13 protein-coding genes are annotated in these 18,701 nt (G+C 70.6%); 7 read left to right on the top strand and 6 right to left on the bottom strand.

Annotated features, from left to right (window positions below; translation table 11 throughout):
- Positions 1 to 7: 7 nt before the first annotated feature.
- Complete coding sequence (locus AB0P08_RS08310; protein ID WP_232089226.1) at positions 8 to 295, top strand: Rv1322 family protein; 288 nt, start codon at positions 8 to 10, stop codon at positions 293 to 295.
- Positions 296 to 297: 2 nt separating this feature from the next.
- Entirely contained in the window at positions 298 to 1,014 is a 717-nt protein-coding gene (locus AB0P08_RS08305; protein WP_363589680.1) for an alpha/beta hydrolase, read from the top strand.
- A gap of 18 nt (positions 1,015 to 1,032) precedes the next feature.
- On the opposite strand, the gene AB0P08_RS08300 is transcribed toward AB0P08_RS08305, so the two are convergent.
- On the bottom strand, positions 1,033 to 2,094 hold the full coding sequence (locus AB0P08_RS08300) for an AI-2E family transporter (protein ID WP_060922797.1): 1,062 nt from the start codon (positions 2,092 to 2,094) through the stop codon (positions 1,033 to 1,035).
- A 178-nt stretch (positions 2,095 to 2,272) separates the two neighbouring features.
- On the opposite strand from AB0P08_RS08300, the gene AB0P08_RS08295 reads away from it, so the two are divergent.
- Positions 2,273 to 4,216: a DUF8094 domain-containing protein gene (locus tag AB0P08_RS08295; protein ID WP_363589295.1), complete on the top strand. Its 1,944-nt coding sequence runs from the start codon at positions 2,273 to 2,275 to the stop codon at positions 4,214 to 4,216.
- 5 nt (positions 4,217 to 4,221) lie between these two features.
- On the top strand, positions 4,222 to 5,148 hold the full coding sequence (locus AB0P08_RS08290; RefSeq protein ID WP_370428569.1) for a tetratricopeptide repeat protein: 927 nt from the start codon (positions 4,222 to 4,224) through the stop codon (positions 5,146 to 5,148).
- A 54-nt stretch (positions 5,149 to 5,202) separates the two neighbouring features.
- On the opposite strand, the gene glgB is transcribed toward AB0P08_RS08290, so the two are convergent.
- The 3 genes from glgB to glgX all read right to left on the bottom strand — a co-directional run bounded on the left by glgB (position 5,203) and on the right by glgX (position 11,607).
- A complete protein-coding gene (gene glgB / locus AB0P08_RS08285; RefSeq protein ID WP_363589293.1) occupies positions 5,203 to 7,404 on the bottom strand; it encodes a 1,4-alpha-glucan branching protein GlgB in 2,202 nt (733 codons plus the stop codon).
- A complete protein-coding gene (locus AB0P08_RS08280; protein ID WP_363589291.1) occupies positions 7,401 to 9,470 on the bottom strand; it encodes an alpha-1,4-glucan--maltose-1-phosphate maltosyltransferase in 2,070 nt (689 codons plus the stop codon). The genes glgB and AB0P08_RS08280 overlap by 4 nt, the downstream gene beginning before the upstream one ends.
- 64 nt (positions 9,471 to 9,534) lie before the next feature.
- Positions 9,535 to 11,607 (bottom strand): glycogen debranching protein GlgX, encoded by a 2,073-nt coding sequence (gene glgX / locus AB0P08_RS08275; protein WP_363589289.1) that lies wholly within the window; start codon positions 11,605 to 11,607, stop codon positions 9,535 to 9,537.
- 101 nt (positions 11,608 to 11,708) lie between these two features.
- Here glgX and AB0P08_RS08270 point away from each other — a divergent pair, with 101 nt between their 5' ends.
- From AB0P08_RS08270 to ligA, 3 genes are read left to right on the top strand one after another with little or no spacing between them, the layout of a single operon-like run.
- Entirely contained in the window at positions 11,709 to 12,884 is a 1,176-nt protein-coding gene (locus tag AB0P08_RS08270; protein ID WP_363444091.1) for a cysteine desulfurase family protein, read from the top strand.
- A gap of 9 nt (positions 12,885 to 12,893) precedes the next feature.
- A complete protein-coding gene (mnmA, locus tag AB0P08_RS08265; protein WP_363589287.1) occupies positions 12,894 to 13,991 on the top strand; it encodes a tRNA 2-thiouridine(34) synthase MnmA in 1,098 nt (365 codons plus the stop codon).
- Between the two features lie 38 nt (positions 13,992 to 14,029).
- Positions 14,030 to 16,345 carry an NAD-dependent DNA ligase LigA gene (gene ligA, locus AB0P08_RS08260; protein ID WP_363589285.1) on the top strand — a complete coding sequence of 772 codons (2,316 nt, stop codon included), beginning with the start codon at positions 14,030 to 14,032 and terminating at the stop codon, positions 16,343 to 16,345.
- A 3-nt stretch (positions 16,346 to 16,348) separates the two neighbouring features.
- Here ligA and AB0P08_RS08255 read toward each other — a convergent pair whose 3' ends face one another.
- Both AB0P08_RS08255 and AB0P08_RS08250 read right to left on the bottom strand, forming a co-directional pair.
- Positions 16,349 to 16,828: a GNAT family N-acetyltransferase gene (locus AB0P08_RS08255; RefSeq protein ID WP_363589283.1), complete on the bottom strand. Its 480-nt coding sequence runs from the start codon at positions 16,826 to 16,828 to the stop codon at positions 16,349 to 16,351.
- Between the two features lie 11 nt (positions 16,829 to 16,839).
- A complete protein-coding gene (locus AB0P08_RS08250) occupies positions 16,840 to 18,678 on the bottom strand; it encodes a DEAD/DEAH box helicase (protein ID WP_522727304.1) in 1,839 nt (612 codons plus the stop codon).
- Between the last annotated feature and the right edge of the window lie 23 nt (positions 18,679 to 18,701).

Genomic DNA, 18,701 nt, shown 5'->3' with positions numbered 1-18,701 from the left:
CGGCACCATGCCCCGCTCACGCCGACGTCCTTCCGCGCGCCCTGAGGGCGAGGACTCGTTCGACCGTCTCCTCGCCGGCTGGAAGCGCACCGAGGTCCGCCGAGGCGTGGAGTGGACGGTGCAGCCCGTCTCCGCGCTCCAGGCGCAGAAGGCGTACATCTGCCCGGGCTGCGGACGATCCGTCGAACCGGGTACCGCCCATCTCGTGGCCTGGCGCGCCGACGGCGTGCTCGGCGATGCCGCAGCCCTGGCTGACCGCAGACACTGGCACAACCACTGTTGGAGGATCGCATGACCATGGAGATCCGGGGACCGCTGGAGCTCCCGGCGCGCCGCGAGGACATCGAGCTGCACACCGCGGACGGCCTGACGCTCGTCGGCGAGCTCGCGACGCCGGAAGCCGCAGCCCCGGTGGCGACGCTGGTCACGCTGCACCCGTTGCCGACCGCCGGTGGCTTCATGGATTCGCACATCATCCGCAAGGCGTCCGCGCGTCTTCCCGCCCTGGCCGATCTCGCGGTGCTGCGGTTCAACACCCGTGGCACCACCTCGCCGCGCGGCACCAGTGAGGGGACGTTCGACGGCGGCGCTGCAGAGCAGTTCGACGTCGCGGCCGCCATGGACGTCGTCCGCGACCGCGCGCTGCCGCGCCCCTGGCTCGTCGGGTGGTCGTTCGGGACGGAACTCGCCCTCAAGTACGGTGCCGACCACGACATCGAGGGCATCATCCTCCTCTCGCCGCCGCTGCACCGCGCGACGGCGGAGGAGGTCGCCGCCTGGGGGGAGACCGGCCACCGCGTGGTCATCCTCGTGCCCGAGTTCGACGACTACCTGCGCCCGGCGGAAGCGCGGGAGCGCTTCGCGACGATCCCGCAGGCGCAGCTGATCGCCGTCGAAGGGGGCAAGCACCTGTGGGTGGGGGAGACGCAGACGCGCCGGGTGCTCACCGAGATCGTCGCCGCCGTCAATCCGTCGGGGCTGCCGCTGCCGACCCACTGGCCGGCAGCGGACTGACGGCGAGGCCCGCCCCGGTCACCGCTCGTTCATGCGCGGGATGAGCACCTGCCGGTAGAGGATCAGGATGCTGGCCGCCACGGGGATCGCGATGAGCGCCCCGAGCAGGCCCAGCAGGCTTCCTCCCGCGAGGGCTGCCACCACGACGACGGCGCCGGGCACGGAGACGGCGCGGCTCATGATGCGCGGCGAGATCACGTACGCCTCGATCTGCATGTAGATCAGATAGTAGATCGCCGCCGCGAGAGCCGTGCCGGGGGAGCCGAGGCCCGGGATGAGACAGACGAGGACGATGATCGTCGAGCCGGTCAGGGTGCCCACCAGCGGGATGAGCGAGAAGAAGAACGCGACGACCGCGAGAACGGCGGGGAACGGCGCGTCGATGATCGTCAGGTAGATCGCGCTGAGGACGCCGTTGATGACGCCCTGGCTGACCTGGCCCATGACGTAGTAGCCGACCGAGTCGGTGATCTGCTCGGAGAGATCGATGAAGCGATCCCGCTTGGACGCCGGGACGAGCTGGTACACCGCGCGCTTGAGCGACGGTGTCGAGGCCGTGAGATAGATGGTCAGGATGAGGACGATGAAGGCGCCGAACACGCCGCTGAGCACCGCGCCGCTGGCGATCAGCACGCCCTGACCGATAGACCCGCCGATCTCCGCGAGATTGGTCGTCAGCCAGTCCTCCACATACGCGAAGACGTCGTCGACGAGGAGGTTCGGGAATGTCTCCTGGATCCAGCTCCTCAGATCCTCGATCGCGGTTCCCCGTTGCACGATCGCCGTGATCTGGGCGATGAGCTGCGAGATCTGGTCGACCAGCACGGGCAGCACGATGAGGATGATCCCGACGAAGACGGCCAGCACGGCGACGATCGTCACGAGGACCGCGAGCCAGCGGGGCAGGCGTCGACGCTCGAGGAACGTGACGAGAGGGTCGAGGCCGAGGCTGAGGAAGAGGGCGGTGCCGATGTAGAGCAGCACGGTCGACAGCGTCTGGACGCTGCTGATCAGGACGATCCCGAGCCCCACGCCGAGTGTCGCCACGAGGGCGGTGCGGAACGGGTTGTGGATCTTCATGCAGACTCCTCGGTACGGCTGCAGCAAGGCTACCCATGCCGCGGCTCGACGCGCCGCCGACGTGCCGGACGACGGACGAGGGAGGGCCCTCGTGGTCAACACACAGGTGGGTTCGCTAGTCTGAAATGTCGAGTGTGGCGTCGTGGGCGGGAAGCCGCGATGCGTGAGGAGACTATTCGTGCGTTTCGTATGGGCCGTGGTGGCCTTCGTGCTGGCTGCCGTGCTGATCGGTGCGGGGATCGCCCAACGCACCATCTTCGTCGGCCCTTCGTCCGAGGAGGCCCGTGTCGACATCGAGGAGCCCGCGCCCTTCGTTCTCCTGGACGGCGACGTCCTGCGGATCAACGCCGGCGCGCAGAAGCTGCTCGTCCGCGGCGAAGGGGAGATCTTCACCAGCTACGGACGCACGGCCGACATGGAGGCCTGGCTCTCCGACTCCGAGTACAACCACGTGACCGTCGGGGACGAGGACGAGCTCGTCGTCGAGCATGTCGCCGCAGCGGACGACGAGGGGTCCACCGAGACGCCGGCGCCCGAGACGACCGCGACCCCGGCGCCGGAGGAGGACGCCGACGCGCCCGCGGGCCGGAACCCTGCCGGCTCCGATCTGTGGCTCGACTCCTTCAGCGAGGAGAACTTCCTCGCCACTGACAAGATGCAGCTCCCGGAAGGGACCAGCGTGCTGATCGCCTACGACGGCACCAAGGACGCGCCGGACGACATCGTGGTCTCCTGGCCGCTGGACACGCGGACGCCGCTGGCGGGCCCGCTCATGGCGGCAGGCGGGTTGGTGCTCCTCGTGGGCCTGGTCCTGTACGTGCTCGCGATCCGTCACCAGCGCCGTGGCCGCGGCCCGCGCCGGAAGGGGCCCGGGCCGCTTCCCACGACGCAGCCGATCGACGTGGCGGCCCTTCCGCCGTCCGAGCGCGAGGCCCTGGAGGCCGCGGACGGCGAGCAGGCGCCGACACCGGCGAGGAAGGACGACGTGGAGGACGCGGAGATCGTCGACGAGAAGGAGCAGGACGGGAAGAGCACGATGCGCGCTGAGCGCCCGAGGCGTCGTCGGCGCCTGCTCGCCCTCCCCGCCCTCGGTCTGACCGCCCTCCTGGCCTCCGGCTGCACGGCGGAGTCCTGGCCGGAGTTCGGGGCCCACTCCGCATCGCCGTCTCCGACCCCGACCGTGATCGCCCCCGAGAACCAGAAGCCGCCGGCGGTCACCGAGACGCAGGCCGAGCGGATCCTCCGGAAGGTCTCCGAGACCCTGGTGCAGGCCGATGAGGCGAAGGATCTGGACCTCGCGGCCACCCGTCTCGACGGCGCACCTCTCACGACGAGGACCACCGACTACGCCCTGCGCGCGAAGCTGCCGGATCGGGCCGCGCCCGCCGCGATCCCGACGGACGACGTCGAGGTGGTCCTCCCCGAGGCGACGGACCGCTGGCCACGCACCGTCCTCATGCTCTCGAAGAGCACCGGCGACGACACCGTGCCGCCGGTGGTGCTGACCATGACGCAGGCGGACCCCTGGTCCAACTACAAGGTCACGAACATGGCGGAGATGTCGGCGGACGCGGCGTTCCCCGAAGTGGCGGCCAGCTGGCTGGGGACCTCGCTGGTCCCGGCGGATTCGGCCTTCCTGTCGGTGCCGCCGAACGAGGTCGCCGCGGCTTTCGCCGACGTCGTCGACAACGGTGAGAAGAGCGCCTCCTACGGGCAGTTCGACGATCTGGCGCTGAACCTGGCCACATCGATCAGGGACAGCCGACAGAGCCTGGTGAAGGGACTCGCCGACGCCGGGGCTGCGAAGACCTCCAAGGCCGCGTTCGACATGAAGCCGACGACGGCGGAGCCCGTCTCGATGACGACGCTGGACAGCGGCGCCATCGTCGCCGTCTCCGTCCTCGATGTCGAGACCATCACGCCCACGTCCTCCGATGTCGTCATCCGCTTCGGTGACAACAAGGAGGCCAAGGCGCTCACCGGGGCCAACGAGTCCGCGAAGGGCGCCCAGACGACCTATGAGTTCCAGCTGTTCTTCGCCGTCCCGTCCCAGGGGTCGAGCGAACCGATCCGTCTCCTGGCGTCCCGTCAGGATCTCGTGTCCGTGAAGGTGATCAAGTGAGTGAGATGTCTCCCGCGGCCCTGCGTGGCGCCGTCGATCTGTCCAGCCTGCGCAACCGTCCGTCCCCGCCGGCGGGTGGTGCAGCGGCGCCCGCGACCGCACCGGTGGCTGACGTCGTCGTCGACGCGACCGACGAGAACTTCGGTCAGGTCCTGGAGCTGTCGCGCACCGTCCCGGTGGTCGTCGACCTGTGGGCCGAGTGGTGCGGGCCGTGCAAGCAGCTGAGCCCGATCATCGAGAAGGTCACTCGGGAGCTCGGCGGCCGCGTGCTCCTGGCGAAGGTCGACGTGGATGCGAACCCGCAGCTCGCGCAGAGCTTCCGCGCGCAGTCCATCCCGATGGTCGTCGCCCTCATCGCCGGCCAGCCGGTGCCGATGTTCACGGGCGCCGTACCGGAGCAGCAGGTGCGTGAGGTCTTCGCGCAGCTGCTCCAGGTGGCGGCGCAGAACGGCGTCTCGGGAACGCTCCCCGTCGGCGACGCCGAGACCGGGGAAGCCGAAGCCGCTGCCGAGCCCGAGCTGCCGCCGCTGCACGCGGAGGCGTTCGCCGCCATCGAGCGCGGCGACTACCGTGCGGCCATCACCGCCTATGAGAAGGCACTCGCGGAGAACCCGCGCGACGAGGACGCCATCGCCGGCCTGGGCCAGGTCCGCCTGCTCGACCGTGTGCAGGGACTCGACCTCCAGACCGCCCGAGCCGCGGCCGCAGCGGCTCCGCTGGACGTGCAGGCCCAGTTCGACGTCGCGGACCTCGACCTCGCCGGTGGACATGTCGACGACGCCTTCGGCCGGCTCCTCGACCTGTTCGCTCAGCTGCCGTCCGACCAGCGCACTCCCGTCCGGGAGCGTCTCATCGAGCTCTTCGGCCTCATCGGCGCCAGCGACCCGCGCGTGATCGCGGCTCGGAACCGACTCTCCTCGCTGCTCTTCTGATCGGCCTGCGCGGGGATCGTTCCTCCGCGCAGACCGATCGTCGCCGGCCGTCCGTCAGCCGTTGTTCACCGTCGGCACGTGCGGCTCGGGCTGGTGGCGGAGCCAGAGCGTCGACAGCGCGGGCAGCGTGATCGACGCCGTGGGGGCGCCGGCGTCCGCGGGCTCGGCGATCACCATCCCGAGGTTGCCCGACCCCCGTCCGCCGTAGGCGACGGCATCGGAGTTCAGGATCTCCTGCCACACGCCCTCTCTGGGCAGCCCGAGACGGTAGCCGGTGCGTTCCACTCCGGCGAAGTTGCTGACGACGATGAGGCGCCCGCCGTGCGCGTCCCGTCGTTCGAAGGCGATGACCGACGGGTCCCAACTCGGGGCGCCGAGGCGGGTGAACCCGGAGCCGTCGTTGTCGCGCTCCCAGAGGGGGGCTTGCGACCGGTACACCCCGTTCATCGCGGCGACGAAGTCCTGCAGCTGGGCGTGGGAGGGCTGGTCACGGAGCCACCAGTCCAGCTCCCGACCCTCCGACCACTCCGCGAGCTGACCGAACTCCTGTCCCATGAACAGCAGCTTCTTCCCGGGATGCCCCCACATGTAGGCGAGGTAGGCACGGACGTTCGCCAGCTTGTGCCAGTGGTCGCCCGGCATCTTGGACAACAGGCTGCCCTTGCCGTGCACCACCTCGTCGTGGCTGATGGGCAGGACGTAGTTCTCGCCGAACGCGTACACGAACGAGAACGTCATCTCACCCTCGTGGTGCGCGCGGTACATCGGATCGCGTCCGATGTACTGGAGCGAGTCGTTCATCCAGCCCATGTTCCACTTGAAACCGAACCCGAGGCCGGCGTGATCCGTCGGCGCCGTGACGCCGGGGAAGCTCGTGGACTCCTCGGCGATCATCAGGATGCCGGGGTGGAGCCGGTAGGCGGTGGCGTTGACCTCCTGGAGGAAGCGGATCGCCTCGAGGTTCTCGCGTCCGCCGTGGATGTTCGGCTCCCACTCGCCCTCCCGGCGCGAATAGTCGAGGTAGAGCATCGACGCCACGGCGTCGACCCGCAGGCCGTCGACGTGGAACTCGTCCAGCCAGTAGAGGGCGTTGGCGACGAGGAAGCCGCGTACCTCGGGCCGGCCGTAGTCGAAGATGAGTGTGCCCCAGTCCTGATGCTCGCCGCGGCGGGGGTCGGGGTGCTCGTACAGGGGCTGGCCGTCGAAGCGGGCCAGCGCGAAGGCGTCCTTGGGGAAGTGCCCGGGGACCCAGTCCATGATGACGCCGATGCCGGCCTGGTGCAGGCGGTCGATGAGGTAGCGCAGGTCGTCGGGGGAGCCGTACCGGCTCGTCGGTGCGTAGTATCCACTGACCTGGTAGCCCCAAGAGCCGCCGAACGGATGCTCGGCCAGCGGCATGAACTCGACGTGGGTGAACCCTGTCTCCTGCACGTGCGCGATCAGCGGATCGGCCATCTCGCGGTAGCCCAGCCCCTCGCGCCAGGAGCCGACGTGCACCTCGTAGACCGACAGCGGCTGCGCGACGGCATGGGTGGCGGCGCGACGGGTCATCCACGCGCCGTCCTTCCAGGCGTAGGACGAGGTGGTGACGACCGACGCGGTCTCCGGCGGCACCTGCGCCGCCAGCGCCATCGGGTCGGCCTTGAGGATCCAGGCGCCGCTCCGGGTGCGGATCTGGTACTTGTAGCGGGTGCCGACGGGCAGGTCGGGGATGAAGATCTCCCAGACGCCGCTGGCGCCGAGCGAGCGCATGGCGTGGCTCTCGCCGTTCCAGCCGTTGTGATCGCCCACGACCCGGACGGCCGAGGCATCCGGAGCCCAGACCGCGAAGGACACGCCCTGTTCGTCGCCCTGCGTACGGGGATGCGCCCCCAGCGCCTCCCACAGACGCTCGTGCCGCCCCTCGGCGATGAGGTGAAGGTCGAGTTCGCCCAGTGTCGGCGCATGCCGGTACGGGTCGCCGGAGACGATCTCCTCCTCGCCGCGGTAGCGCGTCGCGATGCGGTAGGGGAGCGGCGGCCCGGGGTGGGTGCCCTCCCAGAGGCCGTGCGCGATGTGGGACAGGGCGAGTCGGCTTCCATCGCTGAAGACGGCCTCGACGCTCTCGGCGAGCGGTCGGCGGACGCGGATGGCGGTGACGGTACGGTCGGCGGCATCCTTGGCGGGGTGCGCGCCGAGCAGGGAATGCGGGTCGTGATGCTGACCGGCCGCGACGGCCTCCCACTCGGCGTTCGGGGTGTCCTCGATGCGGCTCATGCGCGCTCCCTCACCTTCAGGATGTGGACGGGCTCGGCGAAGGCGTCGAGCCGGACGTAGTTGTGATCGCTCCAGGTCCAGACAGCGCCGGTCAGGAGATCCTCCACCTCGAAGGTCTCGCCCAGGGGGACTCCCCAGCGCGTGGTGTCGAGGTGGACGGTGGTCTCGCGCACCGAGTGCGGGTCGACGTTCGCGACGACGATGAGGGTGTCCGGTCTCCCGGTACCGGTGAAGGCGGCGTCGAGATGCTTGCTGAACACGAGGATGGCGTCGTCGTCGCTCCAGTGCAGCTCGAGGTTGCGGAGCTGGCGCAGCGCGGGATGCGCCGCACGGATCTCGTTGAGCCGCCGGAGCAGCGGGGCCAGCGACTCCCCGCGTTCCTCGGCTCCCGCCCAGTCGCGGAACTTGTACTCGTACTTCTCGTTGTCGATGTTCTCCTCGGAACCCGGGCGAGCCACGTTCTCGACGAGCTCGTACCCCGCGTAGACCCCGTACACGGGCCCTGCCGTCGCGGCGATGCAGGCGCGGATGCGATACGCCGCGCGTCCGCCGAACTGGAGGTACTCGGTGAGGATGTCGTGGGTGTTCACGAAGAGGTTCGGACGCATGTAGTCGGCCGTCTCGTGGGAGATGGAGGTGAGGAACTCCTCCAGCTCGGATTTGGTGTTGCGCCAGGTGAAGTAGCTGTAGCTCTGCTGGAAGCCCACGGCGGCGAGCGCGCGCATCACGGCGGGCCGGGTGAAGGCCTCGGCGAGGAAGATGACGTCGGGATCCGTCGCGTTGACCGTCGCGATCAGCCACTCCCAGAACTGGAGCGGCTTGGTGTGCGGGTTGTCCACGCGGAAGATCCGCACCCCCTCGGCCACCCAGTGCCGGACGATCCGGAGCATCTCGGCCGCGATGCCCTCCGGGTCGTTGTCGAAGTTCAGCGGATAGATGTCCTGGTACTTCTTGGGCGGGTTCTCCGCGTACGCGATGCTGCCGTCCGGGAGGGTGGTGAACCACTCGGGGTGTTCGCGGACCCACGGGTGGTCGGGGGATGCCTGCAGCGCGAGATCCAGGGCGACCTCCAGCCCCTCCTTCCGCGCGGCGCGCACGAACGCGCGGAAGTCCTGCGGAGTGCCGAGGTCGGGATGGATGGCGTCGTGCCCTCCGTCAGCGGCGCCGATCGCGTACGGCGAGCCCGGGTCTCCCGCCTCGGCGACGAGCGTGTTGTTGCGCCCCTTGCGATTGGTGCTGCCGATGGGGTGGATCGGGACGAGGTAGATCACATCGAAGCCCATCCCGGCGACCTCGGGCAGGCGCTTCGCCGCCGTGCGGAACGTGCCGCTGCGCACTGTGCCGTCCTTGAGCCGTCTGGCACCTTCGGAGCGTGGGAAGAACTCGTACCAGGCGCCCACGCCCGCACGGGTGCGCTCGACGCGGAGGACCTGCTCCGCAGAGAGGGAGCGGAGGGTCGCGATCGGGCGGTCGCGGAAGATCGCTGCGAGTTCGGGGTCGACGGCCATCGCCGCAGTGGTGGTGGCGTCGCCGGCCTGGAGCTCATCGGCTCGGACGCGCAGGCGCGTGCGCTGAGCCGCAGGGCGATCCTTCTCCGCCGCGGCCCGCCGCAGCAGCTCCGCCCCGAGCGCGGCCATCACGTCCACATCGACGCCTGCGGCGACCTTGACGTGCGCGGCGTGCGCCCAGGTGGCGAAGTCGTCCGAGAACGCCTCGAAGTGGAAGTGCCAGACGCCCTCCGCGTCGAGGGCGATCTCCGCCTCCCAGCGGTCGGTGCCGTCCGCGAGGGCGGTGAGCCGGTGCAGGCTCTCCTCGCCGGTCGGGGACGTCAGCCGCACGTGCACGCCAATGAGGTCGTGACCTTCCCGGAAGGCGACCACGCGGAACGGCACGACCTCGCCGGCGAAGGCCTTGGCCGGGAAGCCACCGGGGACCGCTGGGGTCCCGTCGAGCAGCGGGATCCGCGTCGTGCGCAGCGCTCCGGGGCGGTCCGCGTCGGCGGCGCGCGTCGGGATCTGAACGGGGCTCCGCAGAGCCGTGGGCCGGGTTCCAGCACGAGCAGTCACATGCCGAATCTACCGGTCGGGCGTGCGGGAACCTACCGCTCGACCAGGGCGGCGAACCGTGCTATCACTCGACGCGGAACAGGCGCATCGAGGTGCCGGGGATAGGCAGCACCTCGCCCGGTACGAAGGTCTCCTCGGCGTCCGACGGCCGCTCATCCGCGCTCGACCAGAGCGAGACGAACCGGGTGGCGCCGTCGATGTCCTCTGGGAGCCGGACGTCGATCGGAGCCTCCGTGCCGTGCACGATCAGCAGGATCCGGTTCGCGGCTTCCTTGTCCGGCGTGGACGCGGCGACGTACTGCAGGGTGCGGTTGCCGGGGTCCGTCCACTGGGCCGGCTCCATGGTCGCGCCGTCCTGGTCGTACCAGTCCATGACCGACGCGTTCGGGATGTGCTCGCCGAGGCGCGCGTACCGGCTCGGGCGCAGCGCGGGGTTCTCCTCACGGAGCCGGAGGAGGCGCGCGACGTGGGCGCGGAGGTCCTCCTGCCACGGCTCGAACTCCCAGGAGAGCCAGGACAACGGAGAGTCCTGCGCGTAGGCGTTGTTGTTGCCTCGCTGCGTCCGTCCCACTTCATCCCCGGCGGTGAGCATCGGGATGCCGGCCGAGAGCAGCAGGGTGCCGAGCAGGTTGCGCATCGCCTTCCGCCTGGCGGCGAGGATCATCGGATCGTCGGTGGGTCCCTCCACGCCGTGGTTGAAGGACCGGTTCAGATCCGCGCCGTCGCGGCTCTGCTCGCCGTTGGCCTCGTTGTGCTTCACGTCGTACGACACGAGGTCGTGGAGAGTGAAGCCGTCGTGCGCGGTGACGAAATTGATGCTCGCGAGCGGTCCCCGATCCTCGCTGAAGGTGTTGGACGAGCCGGCCAGACGTGTCGCGAAACCGCCGATCCCCACCGGCGCCGAGGCCCGCCGGGCGTAGTCGATGTCGCTGAGCCAGAAGTTGCGCACCCGGTCGCGGTAACGGTCGTTCCACTCATGCCAGCCCGAGGGGAAGTTCCCGGTCTGCCAGGCGCCCAGACCGACGTCCCAGGGTTCCGCGATGAGCTTGGTCTCCGCGAGCACGGGGTCGGCGGCGATCGCCTGCAGAAGGGGATGGTCGGGGGTGTAGGTGTGCGCGCCGTCGCGGGCGATCGCCGTGGCCAGATCGAAACGGAATCCGTCGATCTGCATCTCCTCGGCCCAGTACCGGAGGGAGTCCACGACGAGGCGCGCCCCGGCCTCGGTGGCGGTGTTGAGCGTGTTGCCGCATCCGGTGGTGTCGATGTAGACGCCCGCGTCGTCCTGCCGGTAGTACCGGGCGTTGTCGAGGCCGCGGAGGCTGGACCGCGGGCCGCCGATGCCCTCCTCGGATGTGTGGTTGTACACGACGTCGAGGATCACCTCGAGACCCGCTTCGTGCAGCAGCCGCACCATGCCCTTGAACTCGGCGATGATCGCCTCGGGCCCGGCCTTGCGCGCGCCCTCGGTGGCGTACGCGGCGTGCGGCGTGAAGAAGTTCAGGGTGTTGTAGCCCCAGTAGTTCGTCAGACCACGCTCGAGGAGTCGGGGTTCCGGGACGAACGCGTGGACGGGGAGCAGCTCCACCGAGGTCACCCCGAGCGTGCGGAGGTGCGCGATCATGGCGGGATGCGCGAGGCCTGCATACGTCCCGTGCAGCGCCGGCGGGATGTCGGGGTGACGCTTGGTCAGCCCTTTCAGGTGGCCCTCGTAGATCACGGTCCGGTCGGCCGGGACCCGCGGCTTGGTGGAGTCGCCCCAGTCGAAGCCGTCCTCGATGACCACGCCGCGCCACTCCTGGTAGCCGTGGCCCTGGGCGAGACCACGCGCGTACGGGTCGAGGAGCAGCGTCTCCGGGTTGAACGTGTTGCCGGGGCCGTGCGGTCCCTCGACCCGGAGGGCATACCGCACGCCCGGCTGGAGCAACGGCGTCGTGACCTCCCAGACCCCTCCGGGCCGCCTTTCCAGCGCTGCCTGGTCGACCACCCAGTCGAGGTCCGTGGCGTCGAACACGACGAGCTCGACGGCCGAGGCGTTCTGCGACCAGACCCGGATCGTGCCGACGCCGTCGTGCAGGCGGACGCCGAGATCGTCGAGGGTCGCCCCACCGGGCACGACGGAGGCGGGGGACGAAGGCATGGATACACCCTAAACGTGTTGCATTTCAGTCTCATGACAGGACGCACCCGGTCTCACGCCCAGACGGAGCGTCCGCCGCGCGGATCGGGGAGAATCGACGTATGCGGCACTATCTCGACCACGCGGCGACGACCCCGCTGCGCCCGGAGGCCAGGGACGCGTGGCTGGAGGCGTCCGTCATCGTCGGCAACGCCTCGTCGACGCACGGGGCAGGGCAGGATGCGCGCCGGGTGCTGGAGGAGTCCAGGGAACGCGTGGCCGCGGTTCTCGGGGCCGACCCGATCGAGGTGGTGCTGACATCCGGCGGGACCGAGTCCATCAACCTCGCTCTCCAGGGCCTGTGGCGCTCGCGTCGTCCGGGCTCTTCGGCGGTCGTCGTGCCGGACGGTGAGCATCACGCGACGATGGACACGGTCGCCGCCCTCGTCTCCGACGGAGCCGAGGTGCGCGCTGTTCCTCTCTCTGCCCAGGCGCGCATCGACGGAAGCCGCTTCGCGTCGGCCCTGCCCGGTGCGGCGTTCGCGACCGCGCTCGTCGCGAACAACGAGACCGGGACGGTCAACGACGCGGCGGCTCTGACCGCGGCCGCCGCCGATGCCGGAGTGCCGCTGCACCTCGACGCGGTCGCCGCGCTCGGGCACCTCCCGCTGTCGTTCCGGGAGCTGAGGGGCGGTGCGGACGAGGGGACGGGCCTGGTGGCGCTCAGCGTCGCCGGTCACAAGGTCGGCGCGCCCGTGGGCGTCGGTGCGCTGGTGGTCGCTCGGTCCGCCCGACTGACCCCGCTTCTGCGGGGCGGGGGCCAGCAGCGGGGCCTGCGTGCGGGTACGCAGGATGTGCCGGGAGCCGCGGCACTGGCGACCGCGCTCGAGCTCGCCGAACGGGAGCGGGCCGCCGAGACCGTCCGGGTGGGCCGCTTGCGCGACCGTCTCGTCGAGGGGGTCCGTGCGCGGGTGCCGGCGGCGGAGCTCCTGGGCGACCCCGATCACCGTCTTCCCGGGACCGCGCATCTGCTCTTCCCCGGTGCCGTGGGGGAGAGCCTGCTGTTCCTGCTGGACGTGGCCGGGGTCTCGGCCTCCACGGGATCCGCCTGTCAGGCGGGGGTCGCCGAGCCCTCGCACGTCGTGATGGCGATGGGACGCAGCGAGTCGGACGCCAGGAGCGTGCTGCGATTCTCTCTCGGCCGGACCTCGACGGACGCCGACGTCGACGCGGTGCTCGGGGCGATCGGCGATGCCTATGCCCGGGCATCCGGGGCCCGTGCAGCCGAGCGCTCGTAGACTGGACCCATGCGAATCCTTGCGGCCATGAGCGGTGGTGTGGACTCCGCCGTCGCGGCCGCCAGGGCCGTCGAGGCGGGGCACGATGTGGTGGGCGTGCACCTGGCGCTCTCCCGCGCCGGGGGAACCCTGCGCACCGGCAGTCGAGGCTGCTGCACGATCGAGGACGCGCTGGACGCCCGCCGGGCCGCCGACCTCCTGGGCATCCCCTTCTACGTGTGGGACTTCTCCGAGCGCTTCCGGGATGACGTGATCGACGACTTCGTCGCGGAGTACCGCGCCGGTCGCACTCCGAACCCGTGCATGCGGTGCAACGAGAAGATCAAGTTCGCGGCCCTGCTGGAGCGCGCCCTGGAGCTCGGCTTCGACGCCGTCTGCACCGGACACTACGCGACCCTGGTGGATGGTCCTGAGGGTCTCGAGCTGCACCGGGCCTCGGACAACGCGAAGGACCAGTCCTACGTGCTCGGTGTCCTGACGGCCGACCAGCTCGCGCACACCTATTTCCCGCTCGGGACCACGCCGTCGAAGGCCCTCGTGCGGGCGGAGGCGGAGCAGCGCGGTCTCAGCGTGGCCCAGAAGCCGGACAGTCACGACATCTGCTTCATCCCCGACGGCGACACCCGGGGGTGGCTGGCCGAGAAGGTCGGCACCGCCACCGGCGAGATCGTCGATCGCACGGGCGCGGTCGTCGGCGCGCACGAGGGCGCGCACGCGTTCACCGTCGGCCAGCGGCGCGGGCTCAAGCTCGGTGTCCCGGCGGCGGACGGCAAGCCCCGCTTCGTCCTCGAGGTGCGCCCCGTGTCGAACACGGTGGTCGTCGGACCCAAGGAGGCCCTGGCGATCGCCGAGATCGCGGGGGAGCGTTTCAGCTGGGCCGGCGCCGCACCTGCCGCGCCGACGTTCGCGTGCGACGTGCAGATCCGGGCGCACGCCGAGCCGGTGCCCGCCATGGCCATCGTGACCGCGGAGGGCGTCCGCGTCGTGCCGGAGACTCCGCTCGACGGCGTCGCCCCGGGGCAGACCGCCGTGCTCTACGTCGGCACACGTGTGCTCGGGCAGTTCACGATCGATACGACCGTCTCCGCCGTTCCGGTCGGCGTCTGATCCGGGTGGATGTCGGTCCCCGCTCCTAGACTGGCGGGGTGCCGGAGAACATCTCACTGGAAGACGCCCGCAGCGAGGCGGAGGAGCTGACCACCCGCATCCTCGAGGCGAAGGACGCGTACTACGGGCGCGACACGTCGCTCGTCGATGACGCGACGTACGACGGCTGGATGCGGCGTCTCGAAGAGCTCGAGCGTCTGCACCCCGAGCTCCAGGGTCAGGACTCGCCGACGCAGATGGTCGGCGCGGCAGAGGCGACCGGGCTCGCGACCATCGAGCATGCCGAGCGCATGCTCAGCCTCGACAACGTCTTCTCGATCGAGGAGCTGCGGGAGTGGGCGCAGAAGACGCGAGCGGCCGCCGGGCGCGACGTCGATTGGCTGACCGAACTCAAGATCGACGGGCTCGCGATCAATCTGCGATACGAGCACGGCGTCCTGACGTCGGCCGCGACCCGCGGTGACGGTCGGGTCGGCGAGATCGTCACCGAGAACGCGCTCCGGCTCCCCCAGATCCCGGAGCGGCTCGCCGGGGAGGGACACCCGCCGATCGTCGAGGTCCGCGGAGAGGTCTTCATCCCCGTCGCCGCGTTCGAGCGTCTGAACGCGGCGCAGGCGGCTTTCCGCGACCGCGCGTATGCCGACGCCCTCGGGCGGTGGGAGGCCAGGGGCGGCGCGAAGAGGCCGTTCGACGAGGAGAAGGCGCGCACCGCGGCGGCGCGGCGCTTCCCGGCCTTCGCCAATCCCCGCAACGCCGCCAGCGGCGGCCTGCGTCAGCAGATCGACAAGAAGGACGGCCTGGAGCTCGAAGCGGGCCTGCTGCGCATCGAGTCGCTCGCGCTCTACGTGCACGGCATCGGCGCCTGGACGAACCCGCCGGTCGCGGCGCAGAGCCAGGTCTACGAGCTGCTGGCCGCCTGGGGGCTGCCGACGAGCCCGCACACCAAGGTGTGCCGCAGTATCGACGACGTCGTCGCCTTCGTCGAGCACTACGGGGAGCATCGGCACGACATCGAGCACGAACTGGACGGCATCGTGGTCAAGGTCGACGAGCTCGACCTGCACGACGAGCTCGGGGCCACGAGCCGGGCCCCCCGCTGGGCGATCGCCTACAAGTACCCGCCGGAGGAGGTGCAGACGAAGCTCCTCGACATCGTCGTCTCCGTCGGGCGCACCGGTCGCGCCACTCCCTTCGCGGTCATGGCGCCGGCTCACGTCGCCGGATCCGTGGTCCGTCAGGCCACGCTCCACAACAAGGACGTGGTCAAGGCCAAGGGCGTGCTCATCGGCGACACCGTGGTGCTCCGCAAGGCGGGCGACGTGATCCCCGAGGTGCTCGGCCCCGTGGTCGAGAAGCGGGACGGGACGGAGCGGGAGTTCGTCATGCCGGCCGACTGCCCCGAGTGCGGCACGCCGTTGCGCGCCATGAAGGAGGGCGACATCGACCTCCGCTGCCCGAACGCGCGGTCGTGCCCTGCGCAGGTGCGCGGACGCGTCGAGCACATCGGTTCCCGCGGCGCCCTCGATGTCGAGGCCCTGGGCGAGGTCACCGCGGCGGCCCTGACCCAGCCCACGACTCCGGCCGAGCCCCCTCTGAGCACGGAGGCGGGGCTGTTCGCCCTCACGCTGGAGCAGCTCGTGCCGATCGAGGTCGTCGTGCGCGACGCGGAGACGGGTCTGCCGCGCGAGGACGAGGACGGCCTCGTGAAGACGCGCGCGCCGTTCCGACGGAATCCGACCGTGGCCGAGAAGAAGTCGGGTCTGGAAGGTCCGCAGCCGTCCTCGCAGGCGCTGACACTGCTCGCGGAGCTGGAGAAGGCGAAGACCAAAGACCTCTGGCGGCTGCTCGTCGCCCTCAACATCCGCCACGTCGGACCGGTCGCGGCGCGGGCGCTCGCGCAGTGGTTCGGGTCGCTCGACGCGATCCGGGAGGCATCGCGGGAAGAGCTCGCCGCGGTCGAGGGCGTGGGCGGCATCATCGCCGACTCCTTGCTCGCGTGGTTCGACGTCGACTGGCACCAGGACATCGTCCGGCAGTGGGCGGACGCGGGCGTGCAGTGGACGACACCCGGTCATCCGGGGCCGGGAGCAGCGGTCGCCGCCGGGGGAGTGCTGGAAGGCCTCACGGTGGTCGCGACGGGCTCTCTCGACGGATACACCCGTGAGGGCGCTCAGGAGGCGATCATCAAGGCCGGCGGCAAGGCGGCCTCGAGCGTCTCCAAGAAGACGGACTTCGTGGCCGCCGGTCCCGGTGCCGGCTCCAAGCTCGCGAAGGCGGAGGAGCTCGGCGTCCGAATCCTCGACGCCGCGCAGTTCCACGTGCTGGTCACGGAGGGCCCTGCGGCGCTGGAGTGAGGCTCAGGCGCTCTCCGGGGCCGCCGTGGTGGGCGCGAGGAACTGTCGCAGCCGCGGGGAGTCCGCGAATCCCAGCGTCTGGTAGAGACCCACGGCGGCCTCGCTCGAATGCACGGTGATCCGCTCGGCACCGACGGACACGGCGTGCGCGCAGGCGGCGGCGACGAGGCCGCGGCCCGCTCCGCGCCCTCGATGCTCCGGGAGGACGAAGACGCTCTGGATGTCCGCGGAGATGCGATCGACCGCCCCGGGCCGCGGCACACGCGGCACGAGGGCGACCCAGGCGGCACCGACGATACGGTCATCCTCCTCGGCGCGCGCGACGAAGGCGACGTGGGTGCGGGCGTGCGCCTGCCACCAGTCGCCGAGTTCCGCGGTGAACGTGTCGAGCGATCGACCGGCCGTCAGGTCCCTCGGCACGTCCTGCCACTTGAGCTGGGCGAGCGCGGGGAGATCCTCCCTGCCGGCGCGGTCGATGCGCATCGTCGGTCCGCTCAGGCCTTGTGACGGGGCTTCCGGAAGGGCTTCTCCTCGCGGTCGCCGTGCGCCGGGCGCTCGTCGCGGTCGCGCCGGTCGTAGCGGGTCGGGCGACCACGGCCGTCGCCGTCGCGCAAGGACGACCCGCGCCGCGCCCCGGGGCCACGGTCGGGAGCGATCTCGATCAGTCGTCCCGAGATACGGGTGTCGCGGAGCTTGTCGAGGACGGCGGGGTCGAGGTTCGCCGGAAGCTCGACGATCGAGAAGTCGGGACGGATGTTGATCGCCCCGAAGTCGTCGCGGCCCAGACCGCCCTCGTTCGCGAGCGCGCCGACGATCTGCCGCGGCTCGACGCGGTGCCGGCGACCCACCTCGATGCGGTACGGCGTGTAGTCGCCGCGGCCGCGACGCTCCCGGGGTTCGCGCGGCTCCCGCGTCTGCCGCTCGCGCGGCGGGCGGTTGTCGGCGGCCACGGCCTGCGACAGGGCGTCCTGGGCGGGGTCGAGGAGCAGCGGCGTGGCGCCCTGGGCGACCACGGCGAGAGCGGCCGCGACGTCGCCTTCCGGCACATCGTGATGCCGCACGTAGTGGGCGATGATGTCGCGGAACGCGTCGATGCGCGTCGTCTCCGAGAGCGCGGTCGTGATGGCGTCGTCGAAGCGGGCGAGCCGCGTCGTGTTCACGTCCTCGGTGCTCGGGAGCTGCATCTGCGTGGGCTGCTGACGCGTGGCCTTCTCGATGTGCTTGAGCAGGTAGCGCTCGCGCGGGGTGATGAAGCTGATCGCGTCACCCGTCCGGCCGGCCCGCCCGGTCCGTCCGATGCGGTGGACGTACGACTCGGTGTCGGTGGGGATGTCGAAGTTGACCACGTGGCTGATGCGCTCGACGTCGAGGCCGCGGGCGGCGACGTCCGTGGCGACGAGGATGTCGAGCTTGCCGTCCTTGAGCTGGTTGACGCTGCGCTCGCGCTGCACCTGCGGCACGTCGCCGTTGATCGCGGCGGCGGAGTATCCGCGGGCGCGGAGCTTCTCGGCAAGGGTCTCGGTCTCGTTCTTCGTGCGGACGAAGACGATCATCCCGTCGAAGTTCTCCACCTCGAGGATGCGGGTCAGAGCGTCCACCTTCTGCGCGTAGGAGACGACGAGGTAGCGCTGGGTGATGTTCGTGTTGGTCGCGGTCTTGGACTTGACCGTGATCTCCTCCGGGTCACGGAGGTACTGCTGCGCGAGGCGGCGGATCTGCGCGGGCATCGTCGCCGAGAACAGGGCGACCTGCTTCTCCTCCGGCGTCTGCGCGAGGATCTGCTCGACGTCTTCGGCGAAGCCCATCTTCAGCATCTCGTCGGCTTCGTCCAGCACGAGGTACTGCAGCTCGGAGAGGTCGAGCGTGCCCTTCGCGAGGTGGTCCATGATGCGGCCGGGGGTTCCCACGACGACGTGCACGCCACGGCGGAGCGCGGACAACTGCACCCCGTAGCCCTGACCGCCGTAGACGGGGAGCACGTGCACGCCCTTCATGCGCGACGCGTAGGACTCGAAGGCCTCGCAGACCTGCAGCGCGAGCTCGCGGGTCGGGGCGAGGACGAGGGCCTGCGGCGTCTTCTGCGTGACGTCGAGCCGCTCCAGCACGGGGAGGGCGAAGGCGGCGGTCTTGCCGGTGCCGGTCTGCGCCATGCCGACCACATCGCGGCCGGCGAGCAGCGTCGGGATGGTCGCGGCCTGGATGGGCGAGGGGGTCTCGTAACCGAGATCCTTGATGGCCTTGAGGACCGGCCCGGTGATGCCGAGGTCCTCGAATCCGGGGGTTGCGGGGGACTCGTCAGGGGCGTCGGTGGGGGTCACTTCTTCAGGGGTCACTTCCCAAGGGTAGCGCGCCCGGC

The sequence above is a fragment of the Microbacterium meiriae genome, assembly GCF_040686935.1.
Lineage (GTDB): Bacteria > Actinomycetota > Actinomycetes > Actinomycetales > Microbacteriaceae > Microbacterium > Microbacterium meiriae.
Note: the sequence above shows the minus strand (reverse complement) of the source record. Positions and strands in the feature narration are given on the sequence as shown.

Bases quoted from the DNA above. Each gene is read 5' to 3' on its own strand.
- AB0P08_RS08310 (WP_232089226.1), top strand. From the start codon at position 8: ATGCCCCGCTCACGCCGACGTCCTTCCGCGCGCCCTGAGGGCGAGGAC.
- AB0P08_RS08255 (WP_363589283.1), bottom strand. From the start codon at position 16,828: ATGCGCATCGACCGCGCCGGCAGGGAGGATCTCCCCGCGCTCGCCCAG.
- glgX (WP_363589289.1), bottom strand. From the start codon at position 11,607: ATGCCTTCGTCCCCCGCCTCCGTCGTGCCCGGTGGGGCGACCCTCGAC.
- AB0P08_RS08270 (WP_363444091.1), top strand. From the start codon at position 11,709: ATGCGGCACTATCTCGACCACGCGGCGACGACCCCGCTGCGCCCGGAG.
- AB0P08_RS08305 (WP_363589680.1), top strand. From the start codon at position 298: ATGGAGATCCGGGGACCGCTGGAGCTCCCGGCGCGCCGCGAGGACATC.
- AB0P08_RS08300 (WP_060922797.1), bottom strand. From the start codon at position 2,094: ATGAAGATCCACAACCCGTTCCGCACCGCCCTCGTGGCGACACTCGGC.
- AB0P08_RS08290 (WP_370428569.1), top strand. From the start codon at position 4,222: ATGTCTCCCGCGGCCCTGCGTGGCGCCGTCGATCTGTCCAGCCTGCGC.
- mnmA (WP_363589287.1), top strand. From the start codon at position 12,894: ATGCGAATCCTTGCGGCCATGAGCGGTGGTGTGGACTCCGCCGTCGCG.
- glgB (WP_363589293.1), bottom strand. From the start codon at position 7,404: ATGAGCCGCATCGAGGACACCCCGAACGCCGAGTGGGAGGCCGTCGCG.